The organism is Flavobacterium sp. GNP001, from assembly GCF_054343775.1.
In genome coordinates this window covers 1,575,873-1,599,125 of the sequence record NZ_JBTGUX010000001.1, presented here as the reverse complement: position 1 = coordinate 1,599,125, position 23,253 = coordinate 1,575,873, and the positions used below count along the sequence as shown (strand labels likewise).

The window sequence follows — 23,253 nt, the reverse complement described above, 5'->3', positions numbered from 1 at the left end:
TTATAGCTTCAAGTGGTAATTGCCAATACGTTCTTTGAATGTGAGATCTACTTGAGCTTGATCGGCAAAAGTGTACCAATTACCAACTGTCGATTGAATTTGGTCAATAATGCTAGTTGCTTTTTTGATATTCATTGATTTAGCAACTAGTAAAAGATCTTCTCTTTGAAAATCTTTTTGTTTGCCGTTAATGCTCAAATTGTGTTGGCTCACCCATTCGCTGTCCGGACGGTACGCAAAACAAACATCGTACGCGGGAGCAAGTTCCCAACTACCGCCTTGTTGCAGTCGAAAAGCAAAATTTTTAGTATGATCGTCGCAATTTCTAGCAATTACATTAAAAACCATTCTGCGAAATAATTGCTCAGCTTGCGGATAGGGCAGACGCAACAAACGCATGGTTTGAAAAAGTTGCTCGTAGCTAAAACTGCTTATTTGATTGAAATCGTAATGCTGCATTGCGCACAAGGTCTGAATGTGATGCTTTTGTTGGCCTCCTTCACGATCAAAGCGTTTGGTCATAAAATGCGCTCGGTTATTTTCTTCAAGTAAACGTGATTCCATCATATCAATGCCACAAGCCTTAGCCATATAATAATACGCTAGTTCAATACGGCCATAGCCTGTGCTTTCGCCAAATTGTACATCGCTCACTGTGTCGAGTTTTATTAACCAATGTTCAAATCCACTTGGAGCATTGGTTTGCCCTGATTTGACTTGTCCTGTTTTTGAATTGTAGGCAATGATCGCTTTTGGGCGTGCGCCTCCTGCCGAAGTTCCTATTTTAAGAATATCGAGCATAGCTTTTTGCTCGTCTTGAGTCAAATTGGTTTCAAATTCGTCTCTACGAGAAAGCATTTTTTGAGAAATTTGAATCAAACTATCAATTTCTATATCAAAAGCTCTTTTGGTAGGTTGTAGTTGTGATGGCTCAAATTCTAAAGCGCCCATACCTCGAGTGCCTATAAAACACAAAAGCTCCACAGGATTCATACTATTTTCAGGACGACCATTTTGTGCGAGCCAACTATTGATTAATTGGTTTCCGTAATCATCGGGTAAAACGTCGGCTAGTAAACCGGGTAATCCTCTAAAAGTTTTGATTTGTTGTAATTCTGGAAACGAAAAAATACGATTGCTAGCATTGGTAATGGGCATTTTCAATGGTGCCAAATCAGTTTTAGTAGTAACAAATTTCGGATCATATTCAAAACTAGCCAATCCTGTTGTTGCATTCCATGCAATAGCTCCTACGGTGGTTCCCCAAATTTTGACAAAAGCAGTTGTTATCATTACCAAGTAGAATTTGATGAATTATCTGTATTGTTATTTCTGGCGCGTTGTCTTTTTTGTTTTTCTTGCTTGGCAAGTTGCAACGGACTTATTTGTTCTTGAATTGTAAATGAATTCAGGACGTATAATAGATCTAAAACACGAAGCACTTGCAAAAGTGTTGGTAGCGTAACTGTACCTCCTTTTTCTAATAAACTCAGTGTAGAGCGGCTGATGTTGGCAGCTTGCGCGATTTCCTCTTGCGTTTTGTTTTGAGACAAGCGATGGTGTTTTACAAATGCTCCGATCGTTTGCGCTAAAGCCAAATCACTCATTGCAATCCAATCTATGTATGGTTTATCATTCATAATATATATTTTTTGATATTAATGACTGCTTCGTCATACAAAAATACAAAAAAAAACATATTGGTGATTGCTTTATGTTTGCTTTTTAACTTGTTTTTTATTCCAATCTATAACGTTCTTATTGGGCTCACAAGTCGTGTTGCAAAGTTTACATGTATTTATCTATTTCATTGAAAAGGGAAGTGAATGAGTTTGTTTGATTTACAATCGTAATGGGGATAATTCCAAAGTAAAAATAGAGGTTTAAAAAAAGTATAAACATAAAAAAACCCCAACAAATGCTGGGGTTTTGTGACCTCGACTGGATTCAAACCAGTAACCTCTTGAGCCGTAATCAAGTGCGCTATTCAGTTGCGCCACGAGGCCATTTTGCAAAGCGACTATTTGTCTTGCTTGCGGGTGCAAATATAGGCATAAATGTGTAATTTGCAAGCGTAAAAATGTAAAAAAATAAAAAAAAATGAACTTAAAAAATTACATCCGTGATATTCAGGGTTTTCCTAAAAAAGAAATTGTGTTTAAAGATATCACTCCGCTGCTTTTAGATCCTCAGGCAACACAAAAATGCCTTGAAGAATTAGTCAACGCTGTAAAAGATTTGCAAATAACAACCGTAATTGGTGTTGAAAGTAGAGGTTTCTTTTTCGGAACGTTGCTGGCTCAACAATTAAATGTGGGTTTTGTTCCGGTTCGAAAGCCTAAAAAGTTACCTTACGAAACGATTTCGGCTACATATGCACTTGAATATGGCACCGATTCGTTAGAAATTCACATTGATGCTATTAAAAAAGGCGACCGAGTGCTTATTCATGATGATGTTTTGGCTACTGGCGGAACTGCAGCAGCCGTATGTGAATTAGTAGAGCGATTAGGCGGCATTGTGGTGCAGTGTAATTTTTTAATGGAGTTATCCTTTTTAAATGGTCGCGACAAAATTAAAAATTACGACACTTTTGCGGTGCTAACGTATTAGCGCAGCGCACGAGTAGTAACATAATAGCGGTAGGCCAATAGGGCAAGCTGCCATTTTTTGGCTTTAGAGATGTCTGTTCCTCGTTTGGTGAAACTAGGTAACACTATTTTATTGATTTGAGCTAAGACTTTATACATCTGTTATTTTTTTGAGGCAAAGGTATAAAAAAAGACAGTCTTGGATTGAGACTGTCTTAGTATATCAATTAATTATTCTTCTTTTGTTTTGCTTCAAAGGCTTCCATTGCTTTTTCGAAGTCTTTCATTTTCTTTTCGAACTCTTCCATTTCCTCGTCAAATGGTTTCATTTGTTTTTCAAATTCTTCCATTTTTTTTTCAAAAGCTTTAATTTGAGGTTCCATAGCTTCCATTTTTTTATCAAAAGCTTGCATTTTTTTATCAAAATCAGCCCATTCTTTTTCGTTTTTATAGTTACGAACTCCTGATGGTGCTTTTGGTGCAGCTGGAAAAATAGGAGCTTTTGGAGTCGTGAAGTTAAACTTCGGCGCTACCGGTGGCACTGGTGGTAGAGGGCGTTCTATTACGCTTCCATTTTCGCCGATGTAATTTTTGGTAATAATTCGGATAGAGTTTCTTTTTCCTTGTTCGTCCTTAGTAACATTTACGCTAGTGATTGTGCTAGGAAGTAAACTTTCAGCTTCTAAGGCACTCACACGTTTGTCATTTACGTACACCTCAGTATCTTCAGGGATGCCATTTTTTTCAGTTCTAATTTGCTTAATAACAGTTACGTTGTTTTCCTTTTTTACGACGGATAGATTATTTGGATCAATGCGGTCTAGACTTACTTCATTTGATGAAAATATGTTTCCGCTACCTATTGTGCTCGAGTTTTCCTTCGTGAAAATTTTAATAACAGATTTATTATTATCTTTTTCGACATTGACAGTTGCAATGTCATCAGGATTTGTGCTGTCTAATTCTTTTTTGGTTACCTTTTTTCCGTTGATAAAAATACTGGTGTTTTCGTCTGTAATTTCAGGAAGATTTTTTGAAATCAGCTCGCTTGTTTTACCTTTTTTCACAGTATCTGATACGGCAAGAGTACTAATGTTTTGATTTTTTGTGTTAGAACTTGTTGTTGTACTAATTTTTTCTTGCGCAACTACTTCAATTTGAAATAGTACAAAAAAGGCGACTAAGGCAGGAACAATAGTGGTGTATTTCCAAGAGTTCCATTTTTTTGATTGATTTTTGTTTAACATAACGATTCGTTTTTTGATTAATGATTGATAAAAAGGATTGGTAAGCGCAACACAATTTTGGTGTGTTGTAATTTTTAAAAGTGTGAATTGGTATTCTTTTTTGTTAGCTGTTTTTTGAATGGCATGATGATCAGCAATGAATTCTAAATTTTGCACCATCGCTTTTTTGTAAAGCCACACAAACGGATTAAACCAAAAAACAATACAAAAAATGCGACTCAATAATACGTCAGCCGAGTGGTATTGGGCGCTATGAACTTTTTCGTGCGCAATAATATTATTAAGTTCACTAGCACTGTACAGTGATGAATTGTACACTATTGTTTTAAAAAAGGAGAAAGGTGCTGTGTTTTCAGTTGTATTTACAAAAGCGAAACCGTTTATTGTTTCTGAAATTTGCCCTTTAAGCATTCGCTGAAGCTTGTATAGATCTAGAATAAACTTTCCTGATAAATATAACACTCCCAAACCATAGCAAACACTAGCTATAAGCCACCAATTAATTGTGGGAGTAGCTTCGGTTTTGTAGCTGCTTGTGGGAAGATTTGACCAATCAATAGGGTTTGGATTGGGGTCAACCCAAATAATCTCCGTGTAAGTTAGCAACGGAAAAACTGCCGAAATCACTAAACCTAGTAATAAAAACCATCGATTTCCAGTAAAAAATGTCTCTTTGCGCAGCAAAACGTAATACACTGCAAAAAACAATGCTAGTAAGCCGCTGGCTTTAATAAAATAGAGTTGAAGTGGTTCCATTTTTATTTTTGGTTTTAGGAAATAGTGGGTAAACGACTAGCTGTTTTGTTCTTGTTGCTCAATCATGTTTAAAATTTCACGTAATTCAGCTGCCGAAATTTTTTCTTCTTGTGCAAAATGGGAAACCATATTTTTATACGAGCTGTTAAAAAACGTATCAATTGCGGTATGCATAAAACGCTTGCGGTATTCTTCGAGGCTCACCGTTGGGAAATACTGATGCGAATTTCCGTAAGCGTTGTGCGATACATATCCTTTTTCTTCAAGATTACGAACTATGGTTGATAAGGTATTGTAATGTGGTTGGTCTTCGGTAATTTCATTCATAATGTCTTTCACGAAAGCTTTTTGTAGCTTCCAGACAATATGCATGATTTCTTCTTCTTTGTTAGTGAGTTTTTGCATGATGTTTTTATTTGATTCAAACGTACAACTATATTTCTAGTTTGCAAACTATTTTTATAGTTATTTAACTAAATTTTTAGTTTTTGGTACTTTGTCTTGTGTTTAAGTATTTATAAATGAATTAAATGCTTGTTTTTTAGTAGTGTTTTTAAATTGAAAACGTATTGATAGATATAAACGAGTTTCTGGAAACGGGCTCGCGTGAGGGATAGAAGCAAACCGCCGCAGCGGTGCGGATAGCCCGACGCCATTACAGCAAAGGGGCTACTCAAAACAATTATGAGTAGCCCCTTTGCCGTAATGGGGGCACGCCCCAATTTTTAAAATGATATTATTTTACCGTTGCTTTTTCTTGCTGAACCATTTTTTGCACCCATACGCAACCTGCAACGGCCAAGATGCCTAAGGTGCCCATAAAAAACCAATTGGCTTGATAACCATATGAGGCAATAATTTCGAGTCCCGTTTTAGAACTCGCAATGTGCGCCAAACTAAAACTCATGGTAAACAGCGCCATGTATCGGCCCTCGTGGCCTTTAGGAGCGCGACTCAAGGCAAATGAGTTGGAAAACGGAAAAATAAACATTTCGCCAAAAGTGATAAATAGAATACTTACAACCAGAATTCCGGCCCAAAAATGAATCAATAATACATAAAAACTTAGCGCCATAAGTAAGGAGCCCCACAAAATAATTTTGAGTTTGTCAATGTTTTTACGCTGACTGTAGCTCACAATTGGCATTTCGAGAAAGAAAATTAGCAAGCCGTTTAAAGACAATAACAAACCACTTTGAAACTCGGTCAGGCCAAATTTTTCATTGTGGTACAACGGTAAAGTGGTGAAAAGTTGAAAAAATAGTACTGCAGTGACAAAACACACAAATAGAAATATCCAAAAAATTTGATCTTTGAAAACCGAAGTTGGCAAATCAGTTTCGGCCTTTTCAGTTTCCAAATCGGCTGGTTTTTTGCGCTCTTTCACGAGCAACCAAAAAATCAAAATCGAGATAATACAAGAACTACCATCAACCCAAAAAAGTCCGCTGTAGCCCAAGTTCATAATGATTAATCCGCCCAGCGCTGGTCCTGCGGTAAACCCTAAATTTACGGCCAATCGTACCAAAGTGAGCGCTCTAGTGCGGTTTTCGGGCTTTGCATAGGTGGCGAGCGATACAAACATGGCGGGTCTAAACATATCCGCAACCGTCATAATGCAAAACATACTCAAACACAGTCCCCAAAACGTACGCACGTATTGCACCGCAAATAGTAGTAATCCACTGGTAAATAAGCTAAAAACCATGATTTTGTAAAAACCAATTTTATCAGATAATTTTCCGCCCAACCATGAACCTAGCATCGAACCAAAGCCAAAAGCGACCATAATCCAACCTACTTGCTCGTATGAAAATTGTAAATCCTCTTTTAAATATTTTGATAAAAACGGCAAAACCATCGTGCCGGCCCTGTTGATGAAGGTAATTAGCGTCAAAATCCAAACTTCTCTGGTAAATCCTCTAAAATTATTGATGTAACGTGTAAAAGCAGTTTGCAGCATAGCCTAGATTTGTAAGTTGCAAATTTACGATGTTTTTCAGGAGCTTTTTCCAGCTATTCGCTACAATCTTTTATTTTTTTAAAGAAAAAAATAAAAGGATTTCCGCTGCTATCTGGGCTAGGGTTTTGGTCTTCGGTAGGTATTTCTGCCAATTACTTTTCGTTGTGGTATTCTAACTTTTACACTATTTTTGCATCAAAATCAAACCATTGAAAACACTTTTCACTTTTCTGTTTTTTTGGACGTGTACTTTTGCTTTTGCTCAAAAGTCGTTTCAGGCCACTGCTGTAGCTCAGTTTCAAAAAAAAATGAATACCGAATTTGCTGATGCTGCAACGAGTCCGCTAACAACAGAGGATCGAGCCAAGTTCAAATCGCTTGATTTTTTTCCGGCCAATGCCTCCTTTTTTGTAATCGCGACTTTGGTAAAAACAGAAAATGCAGTTCCTTTTGCCATGAAAACCACCACAAGCAGACAACCTTTGTATGTTAAGTATGGCGAATTGCATTTTGAATTGGAAGGCAAAAAATTAAAGTTAAACGTGTACCGCAATTTGGAACTTGCCAAACAAGCAAAATACAAAGACTATTTGTTTTTACCTTTTTCTGATCGTACATCGGGTCATGAAACCTACATTGGCGGTCGCTACGTTGATTTAAAGATTTCAAAAGGGAAAAAAATAGCGATCGATTTTAACACCGCTTACAATCCGTATTGCGCCTACAATTCAAAATATTCTTGCCCAATAGTTCCTTTAGAAAATGATTTGGATGTTGCTATTATGGCTGGCGTAAAAAAGTTTCACGACTAATGAAGTTTTTTAATGCACATACACACCTTTGGAGCAAGCAAACGCATATTGTAGAGTTGGTCAATCAATATCCTCAGGAATTGAATGAGGCAATACCGCAGTATTCAATTGGCATTCATCCTTGGTATATTAACGAAACGCGCCTTGCTGCAGATTTTGATATCATGCAAAAAAGTATGAGCCAACCCAATTGTTGGGTAGTAGGTGAATGCGGACTTGATAAACGCATCGAAATGCCTTTACCCTTGCAACAACAAGTTTTTGAAACCCAATTGCTGCTTGCTCAGAAATACAATAAGCCAGTCATTATTCATTGCGTAGCTGCTTTTCAAGAGGTTGTTGCAATCAAAAAAAAACTACAAATTACCGTGCCTTTGATTATTCACGGTTTTTCAAAAAATAAAGTGATAGCACAGCAATTGCTTGACAATGGTTTTTACATCTCATTTGGTAAATATTTATTGCGCAACCCAGCATTGGAAGAAGTTTTTACAAGCATCCCCAACGATCGTTTTTTCTTAGAAACAGATACCGTTGAAGAGGGAATTGAGGCTGTTTACGAACTCGCTGCACGTTATAAAAACACAACAGTTGCAGCAATACAAACACAAATACAAACTAATTTTAATACCGTTTTTGGATCTAAAATATAATTTTCAATTTCAAAAACTTTTCATCTTAAAACAGAATAGAATGGCAGAATGGACAGAGAGAGCAGAACTTTTATTTAAAAAAGAAGGTCTGACTAATTTACAAAATGCAAACGTACTCGTGGTAGGATTGGGAGGCGTAGGCTCATTTGCTGCTGAATTTTTAGCTAGGGCAGGCGTGGGTAAAATGACAATTGTTGATGGTGATGTGGTAGATATTACCAATATCAATAGACAATTACCAGCTTTACATTCTACGGTGGGACAACCCAAAATTAGAGTTGTAGGAGACCGTTTGCAAGACATCAACCCAGAATTACAACTAACGCGAGTGCAAGAATTTTTGTCGCCTGAGCGCGCTTTTGAAATTGTTAGTCCTGATTTTGATTATGTTTTAGATTGCATTGACAGCGTTACTCCAAAACTAAACTTGATCATCGCGGCCAAACGCAAAAGAGTAAAAATTATTAGCAGCATGGGCGCAGGCGGAAAAATGGAAGCATCTAAAGTAAAGGTTACTGATATCACGAATACTGTGAATTGTTTCTTTGCCAAAACCATTCGCAGACGTCTTAAAGAGGCCAAAATAGACAAATTAAAAGTCGTTTTTTCTTCTGAAATTCAAGACGAATCTAGTTTAAGAATGACCGACGGCTCTAATTATAAAAAGTCGTTTTACGGAACCAACAGTTATATGCCAGGTTTGTTTGGGTTGTATGCCGCTGAAACGGTAATTCGTTATTTGATTAAAAAATAGTATTGCCTTTTTGATTTCTTTAATCATTTGTAATCAATTCACAACTCACAGTTCACAACTCACAGTTCACAATTCACAATTAACAACTCATAATTCAAAATTCACAATTTAAAATGATACAAACGGTAATTTTTGATATGGATGGCGTAATCGTAGATACAGAGCCGGTACATCGCTATGCTTATTTCAAACAATTTGAAGAGTTAAATATTGCTGTAACCGAAGAAATGTATACTTCATTTACAGGATTTTCAACCCGTAATACATTTCAAAAATTAAAAGAACTTTTTGTAATTGACCAAGAAGTCGAAGATTTGATTCAGCGCAAGCGCACCATTTTTAATGATGCTTTTGATACCAAAAGCGATTTAGAATTGTTGCCTGGAGTAGAAAAATTAATTAAAGATTTGCATGCTAATGGAATGCAATTGATTTTGGCTTCATCAGCTTCAAAAGTAACGATCGAGCGCGTTTTTAGTCGGTTTAAACTACATGATTATTTTACTCATGTGGTTAGCGGCGAGGATTTTCCGAAATCAAAACCACATCCAGCTATTTTTGAGCATGCTGCTAGTTTATCAATTACTCCAAAAGAAAGTTGTATTGTTATTGAAGATAGTACCAATGGCGTGAAAGCTGCAAAGGCGGCCGGACTGCTATGTATTGGGTACAACAGTTTGCATTCTGAGGCGCAAGATTTGGCTTTGGCCGATATCATTGTGCAAAATTTTGAAGAGTTAAGCTTTGAAACCGTTCAGCAAATAGACTCGAAATTAAGGAATATTTAACATTTCCTCGGTATTGAATTTGTAAATTTGGGCAACAAAAAAATTAAAAAACAATGAAAAAAATAATCCTTGCGCTAGCTTTAATTGTTAGCGGTTTAAGTGCTGAAGCACAATTAAAAACACCACAATCAAGTCCGAAAGCAACTTTATCACAATCAGTAGGTTTAACTGATGTTGAGATTACGTATTCTAGACCAAGTGCTAGAGGACGTGTAGTTTTTGGAAATTTAATTCCGTTCGGAAAAGTTTGGAGAACGGGAGCTAATGAAAACACAACTGTTTCTTTTGGTGACGATGTAGTTATTGATGGTCAAACTTTGAAAAAAGGGACTTACTCTTTGTTTACTGTTCCAAAAATTGAAAGCTGGGAAGTGATTTTTTACAAAACAACAGACAACTGGGGAAATCCAGTAGAGTGGAAAGAAGAAAATGTTGCTTTGAGAACTACAGTAAAACCTGAGACTTTAAACAAAAAAGTGGAGACCTTTACAATTGGTTTGAGTAATATCGACAACAATTTTGCATTTCTTGAAATGTATTGGGAAAACTCGTATGCAGCAGTAAAATTTGAAGTACCAACGCAACAAAAAGCAACGGCTAACATCAATAAAGTATTGGCTGGTCCAGCTGCAGGTGATTATTTCTCTGCTTCTCAATTTTTGTTTCAATCTAATGGCGATGCTAACAAAGCATTAGAGTATGTTAACAAAGCATTAGACATGACTAAAGAAAAACCATTTTGGTACAACAGACTAAAATCGTTAATTCAAGCAAAATTAGGTGATAAAAAAGGTGCTATTGAAACTGCAAAAGTATCATTAGCAGCAGCAGAAGTAGCCAAAAACCAAGATTACGTAAAAATGAATAAAGATAGTATTGCAGAGTGGAGTAAAAGCTAAACGAATGCAATAGGAATTTTAAAAATCCCGTCCGATTAATCGAGGCGGGATTTTTTTTGGTATTTCGTTGTTGTAAAAAAGAGACTTGATTTTATTAATTGGATTTTTGAAATCGTCAAAATTTTAAATCAATTTTACTGAATCATTGAGTTAAGACTTTAAAGTTTTTCTATTCCGTGAGTTGGATTCAAAGAGAATGAAATCGATTCATTTAAATGATAAGGTGAAGAAAATATTGGGCTTTTTTCGAGGCCGTTTCTACTTTTGTTTTTGATCTTTACTTTTCTATGGTATCTCTACTAACATTCTCCTTCAAGCTAAATAAAACGCTAATTAAAATAATTGCTATCAAATTGATACTTAGTTCGGCAACTTCACTGTCTGAATTTAATTTAAAATCTGACGATGTAATTCCAAAGTTAAAAGTCAAAATAGTGTCATTTGTTACATTTAATCCAAAGCAAAGAAATACACCAGAGTAAAATTTATAAGTAAAACCTAAAATTTGAAAGCTTAAAACTTGAATTGATTGATTCAAAATAGAATAATTCAATCCTTTTTTTATCTGATTTTTTAACAACAAATAACCACAGTACATAGAGAAAGAATACAATGCAAAAAACAATAAAAGTATTTTAGTTGTTGATTCATTTGATGAGCTAAATTTTACTATTAAAAATAATGATCCTATTAACCCAATCAAACCTCCAATTGCTTGATATAGCCCAATAATTTTAATTTTTCTGTCTATTTTTTGCATTTTAAATTTTTACAAATAGTTGATAAAAGAAATGTGGTTTATGTTTTGGAATGATTTTTTGTAAAGCTAATTTATTAAGCCTCTACCACTTTTTCGTTTCTGAAAATCGTATACTGCAACAACTGCGAAAGTACTATTGTTCCCATTGCGCCAATAAAGTTCAACCATAAATAACCCAGTTTTTCTTCGCCACTTGGGTAAATGTAAATAGCATAGTAGTAAATTACAAAAATCGCCAACTGACACACTACTGCGCTGTAAAATATTGCTTTTGATTGTACTTTTTTACTGTAAAAACCAACGAGGAAGATTCCTAGTACCGTTCCGTAAAAAATAGAACCGATGATGTTAACCAACTGAATTAAGTTCTCAAACAAAGTTCCTACGCAGGCAAATAAAATAGCAATTACACCCCATAAAAGAGTGAAGAATTTGGTTGCATACAAATAGTGTTTTTCTGATTTTTCTTCTTTAATGTTTCTCTTGTAAATATCAATTGCTGTCGTTGAGGCTAAAGCATTCAAACCTGAAGCTGTTGATGACATGGCCGCTGAGATTATAACTGCTAACAATAAGCCAATCAAACCTTTTGGTAAATAATTCAGAATAAAATGAAAAAACACATAATCCTTATCGTTGGTTTCGCTGTTGCTATCGGCTTTCGAAATAATTTCTTTGGCGCGATCGCGTAAGTCTTTTTCTTTTGAGGAGAGCGCTACTAATTCTTTTCTTAAAATCGGATTGTCATAATCTTGATTTAACTGGTCGATGTATAGCAAGTTGATTACTTTTTTATCTTCAGAAAGTTCGTTTAATTTCTTTTCAAGAGCGTTGTATTCGCCTTTGTAAGCTGATTTCTCAATCAGTGCTTTGTTGTTCGGGTTAAAGTTTAAAGGCACTGGATTGAATTGAAAAAATACAAATACCATTACACCCGTTAGTAGAATGAAAAACTGCATAGGTACTTTTAAGAGTCCGTTCATGATGAGTCCCATTTGACTTTCACGCACTGATTTTCCTGATAAGTAGCGACCAACTTGCGATTGATCGGTACCAAAATAGGCTAGGGCCAAGAAAAATCCGCCCGTAATTCCGCTCCAAAAAGTATATTTTTCCTCTGGATCGAAAGAGAAATTAACGATATTCATTTTATCATTTGCCCCAGCGATATGTAAAGCACTTGTAAAAGTCATATCATTGGGTAAGTAATACAAAATCAAGAAAAAAGTAATAAACATTCCCGACATGATCACAAACATTTGTTGTTTTTGCGTCACGTTTACCGCTTTTGTTCCTCCTGAAAAAGTATAGATAATCACCAAAACACCAATCACAATATTCATGTAGGTGAGATTCCACCCTAAAATAGCCGATAAAATAATTGCTGGTGCGTAAATCGTCAGACCTGTACCCAAACCTCTTTGAAACAAAAATAAAATAGCTGCCAGCGAACGGGTTTTTAAATCAAAACGTTTTTCTAGATATTCATAAGCCGTATATACTTTGTATTTGTGGTACAAAGGAATAAAGGTAACGCAGATGAGTACCATGGCTATTGGCAAACCAAAGTAAAATTGCACAAAGCCCATTCCGTCATGATACGCTTGTCCTGGAGTTGACAAAAAAGTGATTGCACTGGCTTGTGTTGCCATTACCGAAAGTCCCACGACATGCCAAGGAGTTTCGTTGTTTCCTAAAATAAAATCCTCGACATTTTTACTGCCTTTGGTTTTCCAAGCGCCGTAAATAACAATAAAAAGTAAGGTAACAATAAGGATAACCCAGTCAAATAATTGCATAGTTTAGGCGTATAATTTCATAATAAGACAAAAGATCAAAATGTAGAGCGCGTTGGCTAGGAGCACCCAAGTATAGTTTTTTTTCCAGGTTTTTGGTTTTTTGGTTTCCATTGTTTTGTTTTAAGGCTTTATTTTTTGCGCAGGTACTGTTGTGGTTTGTTGCATTGAGATCATATTGGCCAATAATTTATAGGCGCCTGTTACACCTTCAGGTAGTTCTCTAAAAAAGCTTAGCCCTGTGTAAATATAATGCCCTTTTCCGTAAGGTGCCACTAATAAAGCACCATTTTTAGGGGTTTCACCTTGATCATTTGATGATATGATAGGTGTGAAAGCTTTGTCAAAGGTACTAGGGTAGTACAAACCTTGTTCTTGTTTCCAGCCTTTGAAATCTGCTACTGTTATTTTATTTGGAAAATTTAAAACAGGGTGATTAGGAGCTAAGAATCGAACCTCGGCATCTTCTTCGGTTACGCGATCTCTTGATAATTTTATTGGATATGGCGCAAGTTCATCAGTTACTAAATCAGAGGAAGTATTGTATTGCACAATCATGGTTTTTCCTGACTTTACAAAATCGAAAAGTATTTCTTGTTTGTTTTTTAATGCATTTACGGTGTTGTAAGCACGTACGCCAGTAATTACAGCCTCAAACGGTTCTAAGCTTTCAGGTGTAATTGCATCAGGCTTTAAAATGGTTACATTATAGCCTAATTGTGTTAAACTATTTGGAACTTCATCTCCAGCACCCATGATGTAGGCAATTTTTTCACCAAAGGTTTTTAAATCGGTTTTGATTATTTTGGTTTGCGCTGTTTGCAGTACTTGTTGTTTCGTTATATGGTCAAAATTAATAATGATTTGCTCTTTATCAAATTGTTTGCCGTTTACGGTTGCAACGCTTTTCGCAATTCCTTCAGTAGCATTTTGTGGTGCTGTGACTTCAAAAAACACCAATTGCTCGCTGCCTTTTTTGGCAATTTCAAACGGAATAGTAGTTGGGCTAACTTTCCAGGTTTTTGGTACTTCGAGGGCTAAGGTTCCTTTTACGGCATCTTTGCCCGCTTTGATTTTTACACCAATGTACTTTGATTTGTTGTCTCTAAAAAGTACAACTTTGTCTGTGATTGAAGTGGTAACGTCCGGCACCACATCAAGATAGTTATAGATTTCTCCTTTCACATCATCATTGTATTTGTAAACGACAGTACGTTCAAAAGGAAGTGTAATTCCATTAACTTGAAGGTTAAAAATCACTTTCGATTCGCGGATAATATCAGGAATACCAATGTTTTCTTGCTTATTTACAGCATACATGCCAACGGTTCCGTTTTCATTCAACCAATAAGGAAACGTATAGTTTGTTGTTTTTGGTAATTTTAAGTCGATCGTAAAATTTTGAACAATGTTATTTTTTAACTCTTTTTCTATTGTGGTCGTGCTTTGTTCTGGTAGTGTAGTTACACTTTGCAATTGCAGTGGTGCATTACTACGGTTGATAGCCTCCATTTTTAATTTCAATACACTTCCTGGAGTTGTTTCTTGAGTAGGTGAAACAGCTTCAAGATACAAGCCTGCACAGGCCGCAATTAGCTCTTTTACTGTAGTAGCTTTCAAAGGAGCCCACTGCTTATCATTTAAAGCGCTCATCATACTGTATGCTTCGGTTAAAGCAGGAATACTTGCAGCTGGATTTTTATGATCAAAATCTTTGGCAATAGTAGTCAATAATTCACCAATTGGTTTGCCGCCTTTAACGCGATTCCAAGAGGTGTCAATTCCTTCAAAAAGTGATTTTTTATCTTGTAAAGGAGAACCGTTTATAAATTCAAGATACTCTGTTTCTTCACCACGAGCGCCTGTGCTACCAAATCCTTGTGATTGATGACGGCTGCGACTCAAAGCTGCAATTTCTTGGTTTGATTTGCCTATACCCGTGAAAAAAACACCCGTTTGTAAAGCAATTAGATTTGTTTTGTCTGCAGCATTAAATTTTTCCATCGTTCCATAAAACCACCACGATGTGTTAAAAAATTGTCGTTTGGTTTGCCAAGGTTGTACCCATTTTAATTGTTCAGGAAAACGATTTGGGTTTGCAGCCTCTTTAAAACTTTCTACGCTTAACATGGCTGATGCGGTATGATGTCCGTGAGTTGTTCCCGCCGAACGATGGTCAAATCGATTTACAATTACGTCAGGTTGAAATTTTCGGATAGCCCAAATTACATCTGCTAATACTTGTTCTTTATCCCAAATAGCAAGTGTTTCGGTAGGATTTTTAGAAAAACCAAAGTCATTAGCACGAGAAAAAAACTGTTCGCCACCATCAATTTTTCTAGCTTCAATAAGTTCTTGTGTTCTAATTACGCCTAATAATTCTCGTAGTTGCGTGCCTATTAAATTTTGTCCACCATCGCCACGGGTCAGGGATAGGTAAGCAGTTCTTGCTTTTTGATCATTAGCCAAATACGAAATTAATCGTGTGTTTTCATCATCAGGATGTGCCGCGATGTAAAGCACAGAACCTAAAAAATTTAATTTTTCAATTTGGTTATAAATTTCTACGCTATTTAATTTAGCCGGTTGCTGAGCGCGTAAAGAAGTAGTACAAAATAGAATACAAGAAAATAAAGGAACTAGTTTTTTAAACATTCTTTTAAAATTTAGTTGGCAGTAGCTTCAAATGTAGGAATTAAATATTTTTTGTAGAAATGTTTTCACTTTTCTTTAATGCTCAATTGTTTTTTTAACAAAAAAAGAGAGAAAACAGCTTTTGTTTTCTCTCTTTAATATCTTACCGGTTGAAGATTTAATCTCTATCATGACCTTTTCCGCCTTTCCCGCGATTATCATGACCTCGTCCTCGGTGATCATCTCGATCATATTTTCGTTTATCTACGTAAGTTTTCGTAACGTAAACATCACGATCATTGCGACCTCTGCTTTGCTGTGGTTTACCTTTGTATCCATGATAATATTTAACTTTATGTGTTTTGAAATTAGCATAAGGTCTTGATCCACGATAATCCGTTAGTACAACTTTATATCCTCGATACAAATCAAAGTTGCGGTATCTGTATGGTAAAGTTCTTGATCGAACCCATCTGCCATCGCCAAAATAAATAAATTGAGTGGCGCGTACATCATAATAGGCTTCAATATCTGGGATGTAGTAGTAAGAGACATCGTCATAACCAACTGGACCCCACTCAGGAGCTCTTCCTATATTTACATTTACGGATACTTGTGCTTCGATTGTGCTGCTTGCAAATAGTAGTAAGGCAGCAACTAGTAATTTATATGTTTTCATAATATGTTATTTTAAAATTAAAATTAAGTGGCAATTGCGATGTGAAATATTTCTTTTTTCAAATTTTCAACAACTATGCCAAAGTTGTTTTTATGGTTTTAAATTGTTTTTATGTCTCTGATAGTGAATGATTTATTTTTTAAATTTAATTAATTGAAAATTTTAAAAGGTAAACGAAATTAGCTAGATTTCTTCAATCAGTTTAAATCTACAAGACAAAGGTAGTCTTGCTTTCGACTTTTTTTGTTACAAAATTATTTTCCGTATTTATACAATTAACAGAAAAGTTAGTGAAATTGCTTTTTTTACAATCTATAATTAACTAATCGAGGTTTGGCTAAGTCAAAATCTTGTAATCTAAAGTCAGTAGTTTCTAATTCATTTGTTTTAAATATATCAGTACCATTGCCGGGAATAGAAGGATAATACGAAAGAGAAATTTGAAATGCACTAAAAACTAAATAGTCGTTGTTAATAATGAATCCGACACTTAACTTAGAGTAGGCTTTATTACTTAAAATACTTTTATTACTATTTCCTAAAGTCGCTAGAGAATAGTTTACATACGGGTTTAATCTAAATCCCCATAATTTCCATGGTGAATAGGCTTGTGTTTGTAGAACTACTAATGCTTTTTGAGTTCCATATTGTGCCGTGTTAAAACCACTTAATCCTTCATTTTGATTGATAGATAATTGGTCTCCAATAATAGTTGATCGATGAGCACCTATAACAATTTGCGGTTTTATGAATTGTCTGACTTTCCAAGTGCCGATACTCATTAAGTTGGTGAAATAATTGGCTTCGAAAGTAAAAGCAGATTGCTGCGTTCTCGAACCATCAAAAAAGGAGCCTAGCTCTATATTTGTACTTAAAAATCCCCATTCAAAAAAATGTCCGAAAGCTGCTCTCGCACCTGCATAAAAGTGATTTGTTTGATTTTTATTTTGGTATCCAGCGGTTAAACCATATATTTTTCCCGTTGGGACGTCTTCAATAATACCGTTTTGAAAGATGTATCGGTCTCTTACGAATCGTCTTGAGGTAATACCTAATCCAATTAATGCTAATTTTTCGTTGGCATAAAAATTATCAGGATCAAAAACAGTCGACGGACTTTCACTATATTGAATATTTAAAAAACGTCCGCTTAGAACTAATTTAGAGCTTCGATCGTCTACCGTTTGACCTTTAAAAAGTTTAAAAGCCCTACCAACCCAAAAATCTTGCGTATTAAATTTAAAATTTTGAAATTCAAAAACCGAATTAACATCTGGTAGTGTATCTTTTCTGAAGTTTTGCTCTATAAAAATACCACCTGCCCATTTGGCTACAGGCGAGTAAAATGGGCGCTCGAGTGCTACACTTTTGTTGTAGTACCCATCTAAATCTAGTCTGTATTTAACATCAGTACTAACAAAAGTATTTTTTATTGTCGGAATACGATACCCTACATCATAGGCTGTTTTACCATCTTCAAAGCGGTTGGTGATTTTATTCTGGAACTGATGTCCGGAACCTAAAAAATTTCGTTCGTTCAATTCAAAATTGATTCTCGAGCTAGATAGCGATCCTTGCGGAAGCATGCTCCAAGAATCCAGTACGCGAATGGTTACATCAACAGAATCGGGGCTAGTTGTGCTACTATAGGGTGTAATATCAACCCTATTTATGTACCGTTGCGCTCGAATTAAACGCTCAGATTCTCGTACAAGTAAGGAGTCGAAAGCCTTGTTTTTCTTAATTAATAGTAAATTTAGAATTGCTAATCGACTGGTTTTGATGTGCGCTCTGTTTCCCACTTTTTCTGCCCATCGAGTTGGTTTTTTTAGTGTGTCAGTATCTGAATATCCAAAGGGATCGAGCGTGATAATGTTTATTTTACGAATGATTTTACCTTCAAATGGGCTGTAATTTTTTTGTGTTTGAGGTATGCTTCGGCTACGAATGGTATTTCTCTTAAACACCAATTTGTGCAAGATTTTGTTAAACTTATTTTTTTTTGAAAATGAAGTTATGTTGTTAGCTATTGTTGTCGAATCCTTTTTGCCTTCTCTTTTTTGCCCAAACGAAATTGTTGTTCCAAAAAGGAACAGCACACATAACACTATTTTAAAAAACGTATTCATAACATAGTTGCGCCTACAAATAATGACTGGGTACAAAACAAATAATTTTCTTTTGTAGTACGATTTTTGAAGCGATTGCTAAGATACTATGTTTTTGGGGTATTTACATCTGTTATGGTTGTAGTTTCAGTAAATACCGGCACCGGTACATCTGTTTTAATAACATTAGTTTTTGGTTCGGCATCTTCTTCGGAGTCAAATAGCGGTAGTTTAATATTGCGCCAGGTATAGGTTTTAGGTAGATGATCGCCCATTAAGTATCCCCAAGGTTCTAATGATTCGATGCGATCAAAAATTACTTTTAGCACAGCTAATATCGGTAAAGCCAAAAACATTCCAGAAACTCCCGCAATAGCTCCTCCAATAATGATGGCTATAATTGATATGAAAGCGTTGATTTCTACTTTCGAACTTACAATCAGGGGGACTAAAATATTATTATCAATAAGTTGGACAACAATGGTAATTATAATCACTCCAATAATAACTGATAAATCTGGAGATCCAGTTAGGGATGCAACAATACTTAGAACCCCTGCAAATAAAATCCCGATGTAGGGAATTAAGTTTAAAATACCAGTTATGATTCCAAGTAAAATAGCATATTTCACCCCAATTAGCATGAAGCCAATGGTAGTCATTGTTGCCACACAAATGAGTTCGATGATTAAGCCAACGATGTAACTATTTATTGCCATTCGTATGTTGGTTAAAATATCTTTCAACTGAGCATGATTTTCTTTGCTGACTACTTTTCCTAAAAACATCAAGAAATGGGTACGATACAATAAAATTAGAAATGTATAAATTGGAATTAACGTAAGATTTAATAAAGTATCTGTGAATGACATTAGCGTTGTTCCTATTATTTCTTTTCCTTTTTCCATAGAATCTTCTGTTGCAGTATCTATATATTCTTTTTGTTCAGAAGAACTTAAATTGAAGTTGGCGCGAATATAGTCCTGAATATTTGCCAGATGAATGGTTAAGTTTTTTTCTATTTTATCAAAATCCTCAGTAAAATCGCTAATTTGAAAAGAAAGAAAAACAAACAACCCCACAAAGAATAGTACAAATAGTAGTACAGCAATCATTACAGCAAGAACGTTTGGGAATCGTAATTTTGTTTTTAAAAATTGTACTATTGGATACAGCAAAATAGCGAACAAAAACGACATTATTATAGGTACGAGAATCCCTTGACCGATATAAAACAAAAATAGCAGTGAAATTAATGCTAGTAAAATGAAAGTTAGTTTTGCGTAAAAGGGGAATTGCATCGAGTTGCTCATATTATCTCTTGTTAGAAGTACTAAAGTTATAAAACTAAATTTTTAAAGAGCAAAGATGAACCAAAAAAAAAACAACTATTTACATATTTAGAATTGAAAGTTATAGAATTTTAACATTTAAAAAGAGCTAAAATTTCAATTCAATCCCAACTAATCGATGAAATCTTGATCGTGAAATTCATTTTTAAGGATTGATATTCCTTTTTGAAGTAATAAATTGTTTGGAAAAATTATTTGCTCACCGTCAATTGTTCGCAAAAAAACATGAAAAGCGCCTATGTCTTCAATTTCTGCTTGAATAGGAAAATCTTTGTCATGAATTTTAATTACATCACCAATTTTAAACGGGAACGAAAAAAACAAAATAATGCCTGAGGTAATATTACTTAAAATAGACCATTGCGCAAACATAGCAACACCTACAACTGTCGTAAAGGAACTCAGGGCAATTATGATATCTTTTGCCTGAACTCCCCAAACGATAATTAGTGCAATTACCACCAAAATATTTAAAAATAAGTGCAAGTATTTGATAACCAAATTGGTTCGGTGTTCAATAGTTTGGTTGGATCGCGCATAACGACGCACCAATTTAGTTGTTACAATACGCAATATAATAAAAACTATTGCAGTAATGCCGCTTGCGATTATCTCTCGAGAATACTCTTGAATAATGGAAAAATTCATAATGTTTAAGGTAATTGGTTCAAATAATCAAAAACTTTATCAGTTGGCAAGCCCATTATATTAGTGTACGATCCCTCAATTTTTGCAACTCCAATAAAACCAATCCATTCTTGAATGCCGTACGAACCCGCTTTATCGTAGGGTTTATAGTTTTCTACGTAATATCGTATTGTCTCTTCGGTTAAATTATGAAAAGTGACTTTGCTATATTCATGAACAACAGTCGTTTTTTCATTGCTTTTAAAACAAACAGACGTTATTACTTCGTGGGAACTATTAGAAAGTGATTGTAATATTGCTATGGCCTCTTGTTCATTTTTTGGCTTGCCTAATGCTTGGTTTTTATGCCATACAATGGTGTCGCTTGTTATCAAAATACCATTTTCAGGTAGTTCATTTTCAAACGCATTTGCTTTTAAAACGGCCAAATAATCTGTTATTTCGTGCGCTTGTAAATGCGATGGGTAAACTTCTTCGGTATCTTTCAATCGAATTTCAAAATCCAATTCTAAGTCCTTTAAAAACTGCTGTCTGCGAGGAGAGCCAGACGCAAGAATTAATTGATATTTTTTTAATTTATCTTTAAGCATTGTATTGTAAATTTAAATTAAGGAGTGCAACTGAGATAATTCCGAAGAACAAAACCCATTTAAGCACTGAACTCAAAATATGAAAATCGGATTTATTTTTTGCAGACCACATTTTAATGGTAAAATAGAGTAGTGGACCAGTTACAAAAATTAAAAGGTAAACCACTACAAAAAGCAAATCCATCAAATACATGTTGATGTAACGCAGCAAAATCAATAGGGGAGCAAAACTAATCGCAAATACAAGCTTGCTAGTTTTTGCGACGCCTAAAACGATGGGTAAAGTCGCCATTCCTTGCTGTGAATCGCCGTCTAAATCCTCTAGATCTTTGACCATTTCACGTAAAAAATTAATGATAAAAGCAAAGATGGCATAGTCCGTTATGATGGAGAAAAAGAGACGCATTTGCTTTTGGTTATCTAAGCCGGTTGCAGGATACAAATCGAAAACACCAATTATCAATATACTAATTGCTAACAATAGTGCTACCACAATATTTCCCACAAGTACCATTTGCTTTAAGCTAGTTGCATAAAAATAAAGAGTGGCAGCAATAAAGATAAAGACAGCAGCAAAGCTTGGTTTCATAATCACATTCGAGAGATAAAAACCTAGAGCTACACCAACTGTAGTTAAGGCAATGTAGTAATTATAGGCTTTTTGTTCTGAAATAGTCACTCCAACAATTTGTTTATCAGGTTTGTTAACAGCATCAGTTTGTTGATCGTAAATGTCGTTGATGACATAGCCACCTGCGGCAATGCAAACAGTTGCGATAACCAACAAAAGGTACTGCCAATCGGCAAGTGCGAGCGGTATTGATTGCCATTTGAAAAATGCAAATCGAAATAACAATTGCATCACTGCCAGCATTATTAGATTTTGATAGCGAATCAGTCTAAGAAAATTCATAAGCTATTATTTCTTTTTCTTTTAATCGTGTTGTCCGTTAAAATGTTCCATCCATTTGCCTTGTACTCTCATTACTTGTTCAATAACATCTCGCACTGCGCCTTTACCACCATTTTTATGTGAAATATATCCTGATATTTCTTTTATTTCTGGGCTAGCATCTTGAGGGCAAGTTGCCAATCCTACTAATTTCATGACGTGATAATCAGGAATATCGTCACCCATGTACAAAACTTGCTCAGGATTGATTTTTGAAACGTCTGTGTATTTGTTAAAAGTAGCTACTTTATCTGGAATTCCTAAGTAGATATCCGTAATGCCTAAATTACGCAATCGTACACGGACTCCTTCATTGCTTCCGCCAGAAATAATACATACATTATATCCACTTTCAATAGCGGCTTTCATAGCATAACCATCTCGAATGTGCATTGTTCTTAGCATGTCACCTTCGTTGGTTACAAATACTGAGCCATCTGTAAGCACACCATCTACATCAAAAATAAAACTAGTGATGTCATTCATTATTTCTTTATAGCTTTTTGCCATTTTCTTGTATCGATTGAGTTAAAAGTTGATAAATTTCTTTTTGATATTCCTCTTTTAAAAAATTGAGGTGTGTTGTGATAGTATTTTGATCGTTGCGTTTTGCTGGTCCTGTTTGCGCATCGATGGGCGAGAGTGTTTGTATTTTTGCTGCTGTTTCTTGAATTAAAGGTTCAAGTATGTCAAATGGAACTTGATTTTCTTGGCAAATTGTTGCTGCAATGGAATATAAATGATTAGTAAAATTATTAGCAAAAACCGCAGCTACATGCAATGCTTGGCGCTGCTCGGTATTAATTGCAATCACTTTATCTGAAATTGCTTTTCCCACTTTTTGAAGAACATGAAAATCAGTTGCATTTTCACTTTCGATACAAATAGGTATCGGTCTAAAATTAATTTCTTTGTTTTTAGTAAATGTTTGCAGCGGATAAAAAACGCCCTTGCGATTGTTGTCGTTTAAAATTTGAAGTGCTGCCGCTCCTGATGTATGAGCTACCAATCTATTTTTGAAAGGTATTTGTGAGGATACTTCGGCTATTGCATCATCAGATACAGAAATAATGTACAAATCGGCTTCGATCAACTCTTCAAAAGAGGTTGTAATACGATCCCAAGAAACTAAAGAGGCAATCGTTGCAGAATTTCGGGCGTAAACTTGCACCAATTCTACATCACTACCATGTGAATTTTCATATTCAAACGCGGCAATTAAATGTTGCGCAACGTTTCCAGAGCCTATTATTACTACTTTGATCATCATG

The 23,253-nt window shown here is 35.3% G+C and carries 23 protein-coding genes and 1 tRNA gene; 6 read left to right on the top strand and 18 right to left on the bottom strand.

What is annotated here, in order from left to right:
* From ACXX8U_RS06825 to ACXX8U_RS06815, 3 genes are all read right to left on the bottom strand, one after another.
* Positions 1-1,293 (bottom strand): type II toxin-antitoxin system HipA family toxin, encoded by a 1,293-nt coding sequence (locus ACXX8U_RS06825; protein WP_458565198.1) that lies wholly within the window; start codon positions 1,291-1,293, stop codon positions 1-3.
* On the bottom strand, positions 1,293-1,640 hold the full coding sequence (locus ACXX8U_RS06820) for a helix-turn-helix domain-containing protein (protein WP_458565197.1): 348 nt from the start codon (positions 1,638-1,640) through the stop codon (positions 1,293-1,295). Before ACXX8U_RS06820 ends, ACXX8U_RS06825 begins: the two co-directional genes overlap by 1 nt.
* A 292-nt stretch (positions 1,641-1,932) precedes the next feature.
* A tRNA-Arg gene (locus tag ACXX8U_RS06815) sits at positions 1,933-2,006 on the bottom strand.
* A gap of 94 nt (positions 2,007-2,100) precedes the next feature.
* Between ACXX8U_RS06815 and ACXX8U_RS06810 the strand changes: the two genes are divergently transcribed.
* Positions 2,101-2,613: an adenine phosphoribosyltransferase gene (locus ACXX8U_RS06810; protein WP_210789329.1), complete on the top strand. Its 513-nt coding sequence runs from the start codon at positions 2,101-2,103 to the stop codon at positions 2,611-2,613.
* Here the strand turns inward: ACXX8U_RS06810 and ACXX8U_RS06805 are convergent.
* The 4 genes from ACXX8U_RS06805 to ACXX8U_RS06790 all read right to left on the bottom strand — a co-directional run bounded on the left by ACXX8U_RS06805 (position 2,610) and on the right by ACXX8U_RS06790 (position 6,557).
* Entirely contained in the window at positions 2,610-2,750 is a 141-nt protein-coding gene (locus ACXX8U_RS06805; protein WP_458565196.1) for an SsrA-binding protein, read from the bottom strand. The genes ACXX8U_RS06810 and ACXX8U_RS06805 overlap by 4 nt on opposite strands.
* 68 nt (positions 2,751-2,818) lie before the next feature.
* A complete protein-coding gene (locus ACXX8U_RS06800; protein WP_458565195.1) occupies positions 2,819-4,594 on the bottom strand; it encodes a M56 family metallopeptidase in 1,776 nt (591 codons plus the stop codon).
* Between the two features lie 36 nt (positions 4,595-4,630).
* On the bottom strand, positions 4,631-4,999 hold the full coding sequence (locus ACXX8U_RS06795; RefSeq protein ID WP_236363689.1) for a BlaI/MecI/CopY family transcriptional regulator: 369 nt from the start codon (positions 4,997-4,999) through the stop codon (positions 4,631-4,633).
* Between the two features lie 331 nt (positions 5,000-5,330).
* The gene (locus ACXX8U_RS06790) at positions 5,331-6,557 is read right to left on the bottom strand and encodes an MDR family MFS transporter (protein WP_458565194.1); all 1,227 of its coding nucleotides are present in this window, start codon (positions 6,555-6,557) and stop codon (positions 5,331-5,333) included.
* Between the two features lie 209 nt (positions 6,558-6,766).
* Here ACXX8U_RS06790 and ACXX8U_RS06785 point away from each other — a divergent pair, with 209 nt between their 5' ends.
* The 5 genes from ACXX8U_RS06785 to ACXX8U_RS06765 all read left to right on the top strand — a co-directional run bounded on the left by ACXX8U_RS06785 (position 6,767) and on the right by ACXX8U_RS06765 (position 10,463).
* Positions 6,767-7,369 (top strand): DUF1684 domain-containing protein, encoded by a 603-nt coding sequence (locus ACXX8U_RS06785; protein ID WP_458565193.1) that lies wholly within the window; start codon positions 6,767-6,769, stop codon positions 7,367-7,369.
* On the top strand, positions 7,369-8,022 hold the full coding sequence (locus ACXX8U_RS06780; RefSeq protein WP_458565192.1) for a TatD family hydrolase: 654 nt from the start codon (positions 7,369-7,371) through the stop codon (positions 8,020-8,022). The genes ACXX8U_RS06785 and ACXX8U_RS06780 overlap by 1 nt, the downstream gene beginning before the upstream one ends.
* A gap of 40 nt (positions 8,023-8,062) precedes the next feature.
* Positions 8,063-8,776: a tRNA threonylcarbamoyladenosine dehydratase gene (locus ACXX8U_RS06775; protein ID WP_458565191.1), complete on the top strand. Its 714-nt coding sequence runs from the start codon at positions 8,063-8,065 to the stop codon at positions 8,774-8,776.
* A 113-nt stretch (positions 8,777-8,889) separates the two neighbouring features.
* Positions 8,890-9,564 carry an HAD family hydrolase gene (locus ACXX8U_RS06770; RefSeq protein ID WP_458565190.1) on the top strand — a complete coding sequence of 225 codons (675 nt, stop codon included), beginning with the start codon at positions 8,890-8,892 and terminating at the stop codon, positions 9,562-9,564.
* A gap of 53 nt (positions 9,565-9,617) precedes the next feature.
* Complete coding sequence (locus ACXX8U_RS06765; RefSeq protein WP_458565189.1) at positions 9,618-10,463, top strand: DUF2911 domain-containing protein; 846 nt, start codon at positions 9,618-9,620, stop codon at positions 10,461-10,463.
* A gap of 277 nt (positions 10,464-10,740) precedes the next feature.
* Here ACXX8U_RS06765 and ACXX8U_RS06760 read toward each other — a convergent pair whose 3' ends face one another.
* The 11 genes from ACXX8U_RS06760 to ACXX8U_RS06710 all read right to left on the bottom strand — a co-directional run bounded on the left by ACXX8U_RS06760 (position 10,741) and on the right by ACXX8U_RS06710 (position 23,249).
* A complete protein-coding gene (locus ACXX8U_RS06760; RefSeq protein WP_458565188.1) occupies positions 10,741-11,223 on the bottom strand; it encodes a hypothetical protein in 483 nt (160 codons plus the stop codon).
* Between the two features lie 74 nt (positions 11,224-11,297).
* Positions 11,298-13,022 (bottom strand): sodium:solute symporter family protein, encoded by a 1,725-nt coding sequence (locus ACXX8U_RS06755; protein ID WP_458565187.1) that lies wholly within the window; start codon positions 13,020-13,022, stop codon positions 11,298-11,300.
* Positions 13,023-13,142: 120 nt separating this feature from the next.
* Positions 13,143-15,674, bottom strand: a complete 2,532-nt coding sequence (locus tag ACXX8U_RS06750; RefSeq protein WP_458565186.1) for a PIG-L family deacetylase — start codon at positions 15,672-15,674, stop codon at positions 13,143-13,145.
* A gap of 157 nt (positions 15,675-15,831) precedes the next feature.
* Positions 15,832-16,332, bottom strand: coding sequence for a hypothetical protein (locus ACXX8U_RS06745; protein WP_458565185.1), 501 nt, complete (start codon positions 16,330-16,332; stop codon positions 15,832-15,834).
* A gap of 305 nt (positions 16,333-16,637) precedes the next feature.
* A complete protein-coding gene (locus tag ACXX8U_RS06740) occupies positions 16,638-18,299 on the bottom strand; it encodes a hypothetical protein (RefSeq protein ID WP_458566396.1) in 1,662 nt (553 codons plus the stop codon).
* A 248-nt stretch (positions 18,300-18,547) separates the two neighbouring features.
* Entirely contained in the window at positions 18,548-19,741 is a 1,194-nt protein-coding gene (locus ACXX8U_RS06735; RefSeq protein WP_458566395.1) for an AI-2E family transporter, read from the bottom strand.
* A 162-nt stretch (positions 19,742-19,903) separates the two neighbouring features.
* Entirely contained in the window at positions 19,904-20,440 is a 537-nt protein-coding gene (locus ACXX8U_RS06730) for a mechanosensitive ion channel domain-containing protein (protein ID WP_458565184.1), read from the bottom strand.
* Positions 20,441-20,445: 5 nt separating this feature from the next.
* Entirely contained in the window at positions 20,446-21,030 is a 585-nt protein-coding gene (locus tag ACXX8U_RS06725; protein WP_458565183.1) for a Maf-like protein, read from the bottom strand.
* Positions 21,023-21,943 carry a geranylgeranylglycerol-phosphate geranylgeranyltransferase gene (locus tag ACXX8U_RS06720; RefSeq protein WP_458565182.1) on the bottom strand — a complete coding sequence of 307 codons (921 nt, stop codon included), beginning with the start codon at positions 21,941-21,943 and terminating at the stop codon, positions 21,023-21,025. The genes ACXX8U_RS06725 and ACXX8U_RS06720 overlap by 8 nt, the downstream gene beginning before the upstream one ends.
* 21 nt (positions 21,944-21,964) lie before the next feature.
* The gene (locus tag ACXX8U_RS06715; protein ID WP_458565181.1) at positions 21,965-22,492 is read right to left on the bottom strand and encodes a KdsC family phosphatase; all 528 of its coding nucleotides are present in this window, start codon (positions 22,490-22,492) and stop codon (positions 21,965-21,967) included.
* A complete protein-coding gene (locus tag ACXX8U_RS06710; protein ID WP_458565180.1) occupies positions 22,476-23,249 on the bottom strand; it encodes a Rossmann-like and DUF2520 domain-containing protein in 774 nt (257 codons plus the stop codon). Before ACXX8U_RS06710 ends, ACXX8U_RS06715 begins: the two co-directional genes overlap by 17 nt.
* Positions 23,250-23,253 lie beyond the last annotated feature (4 nt).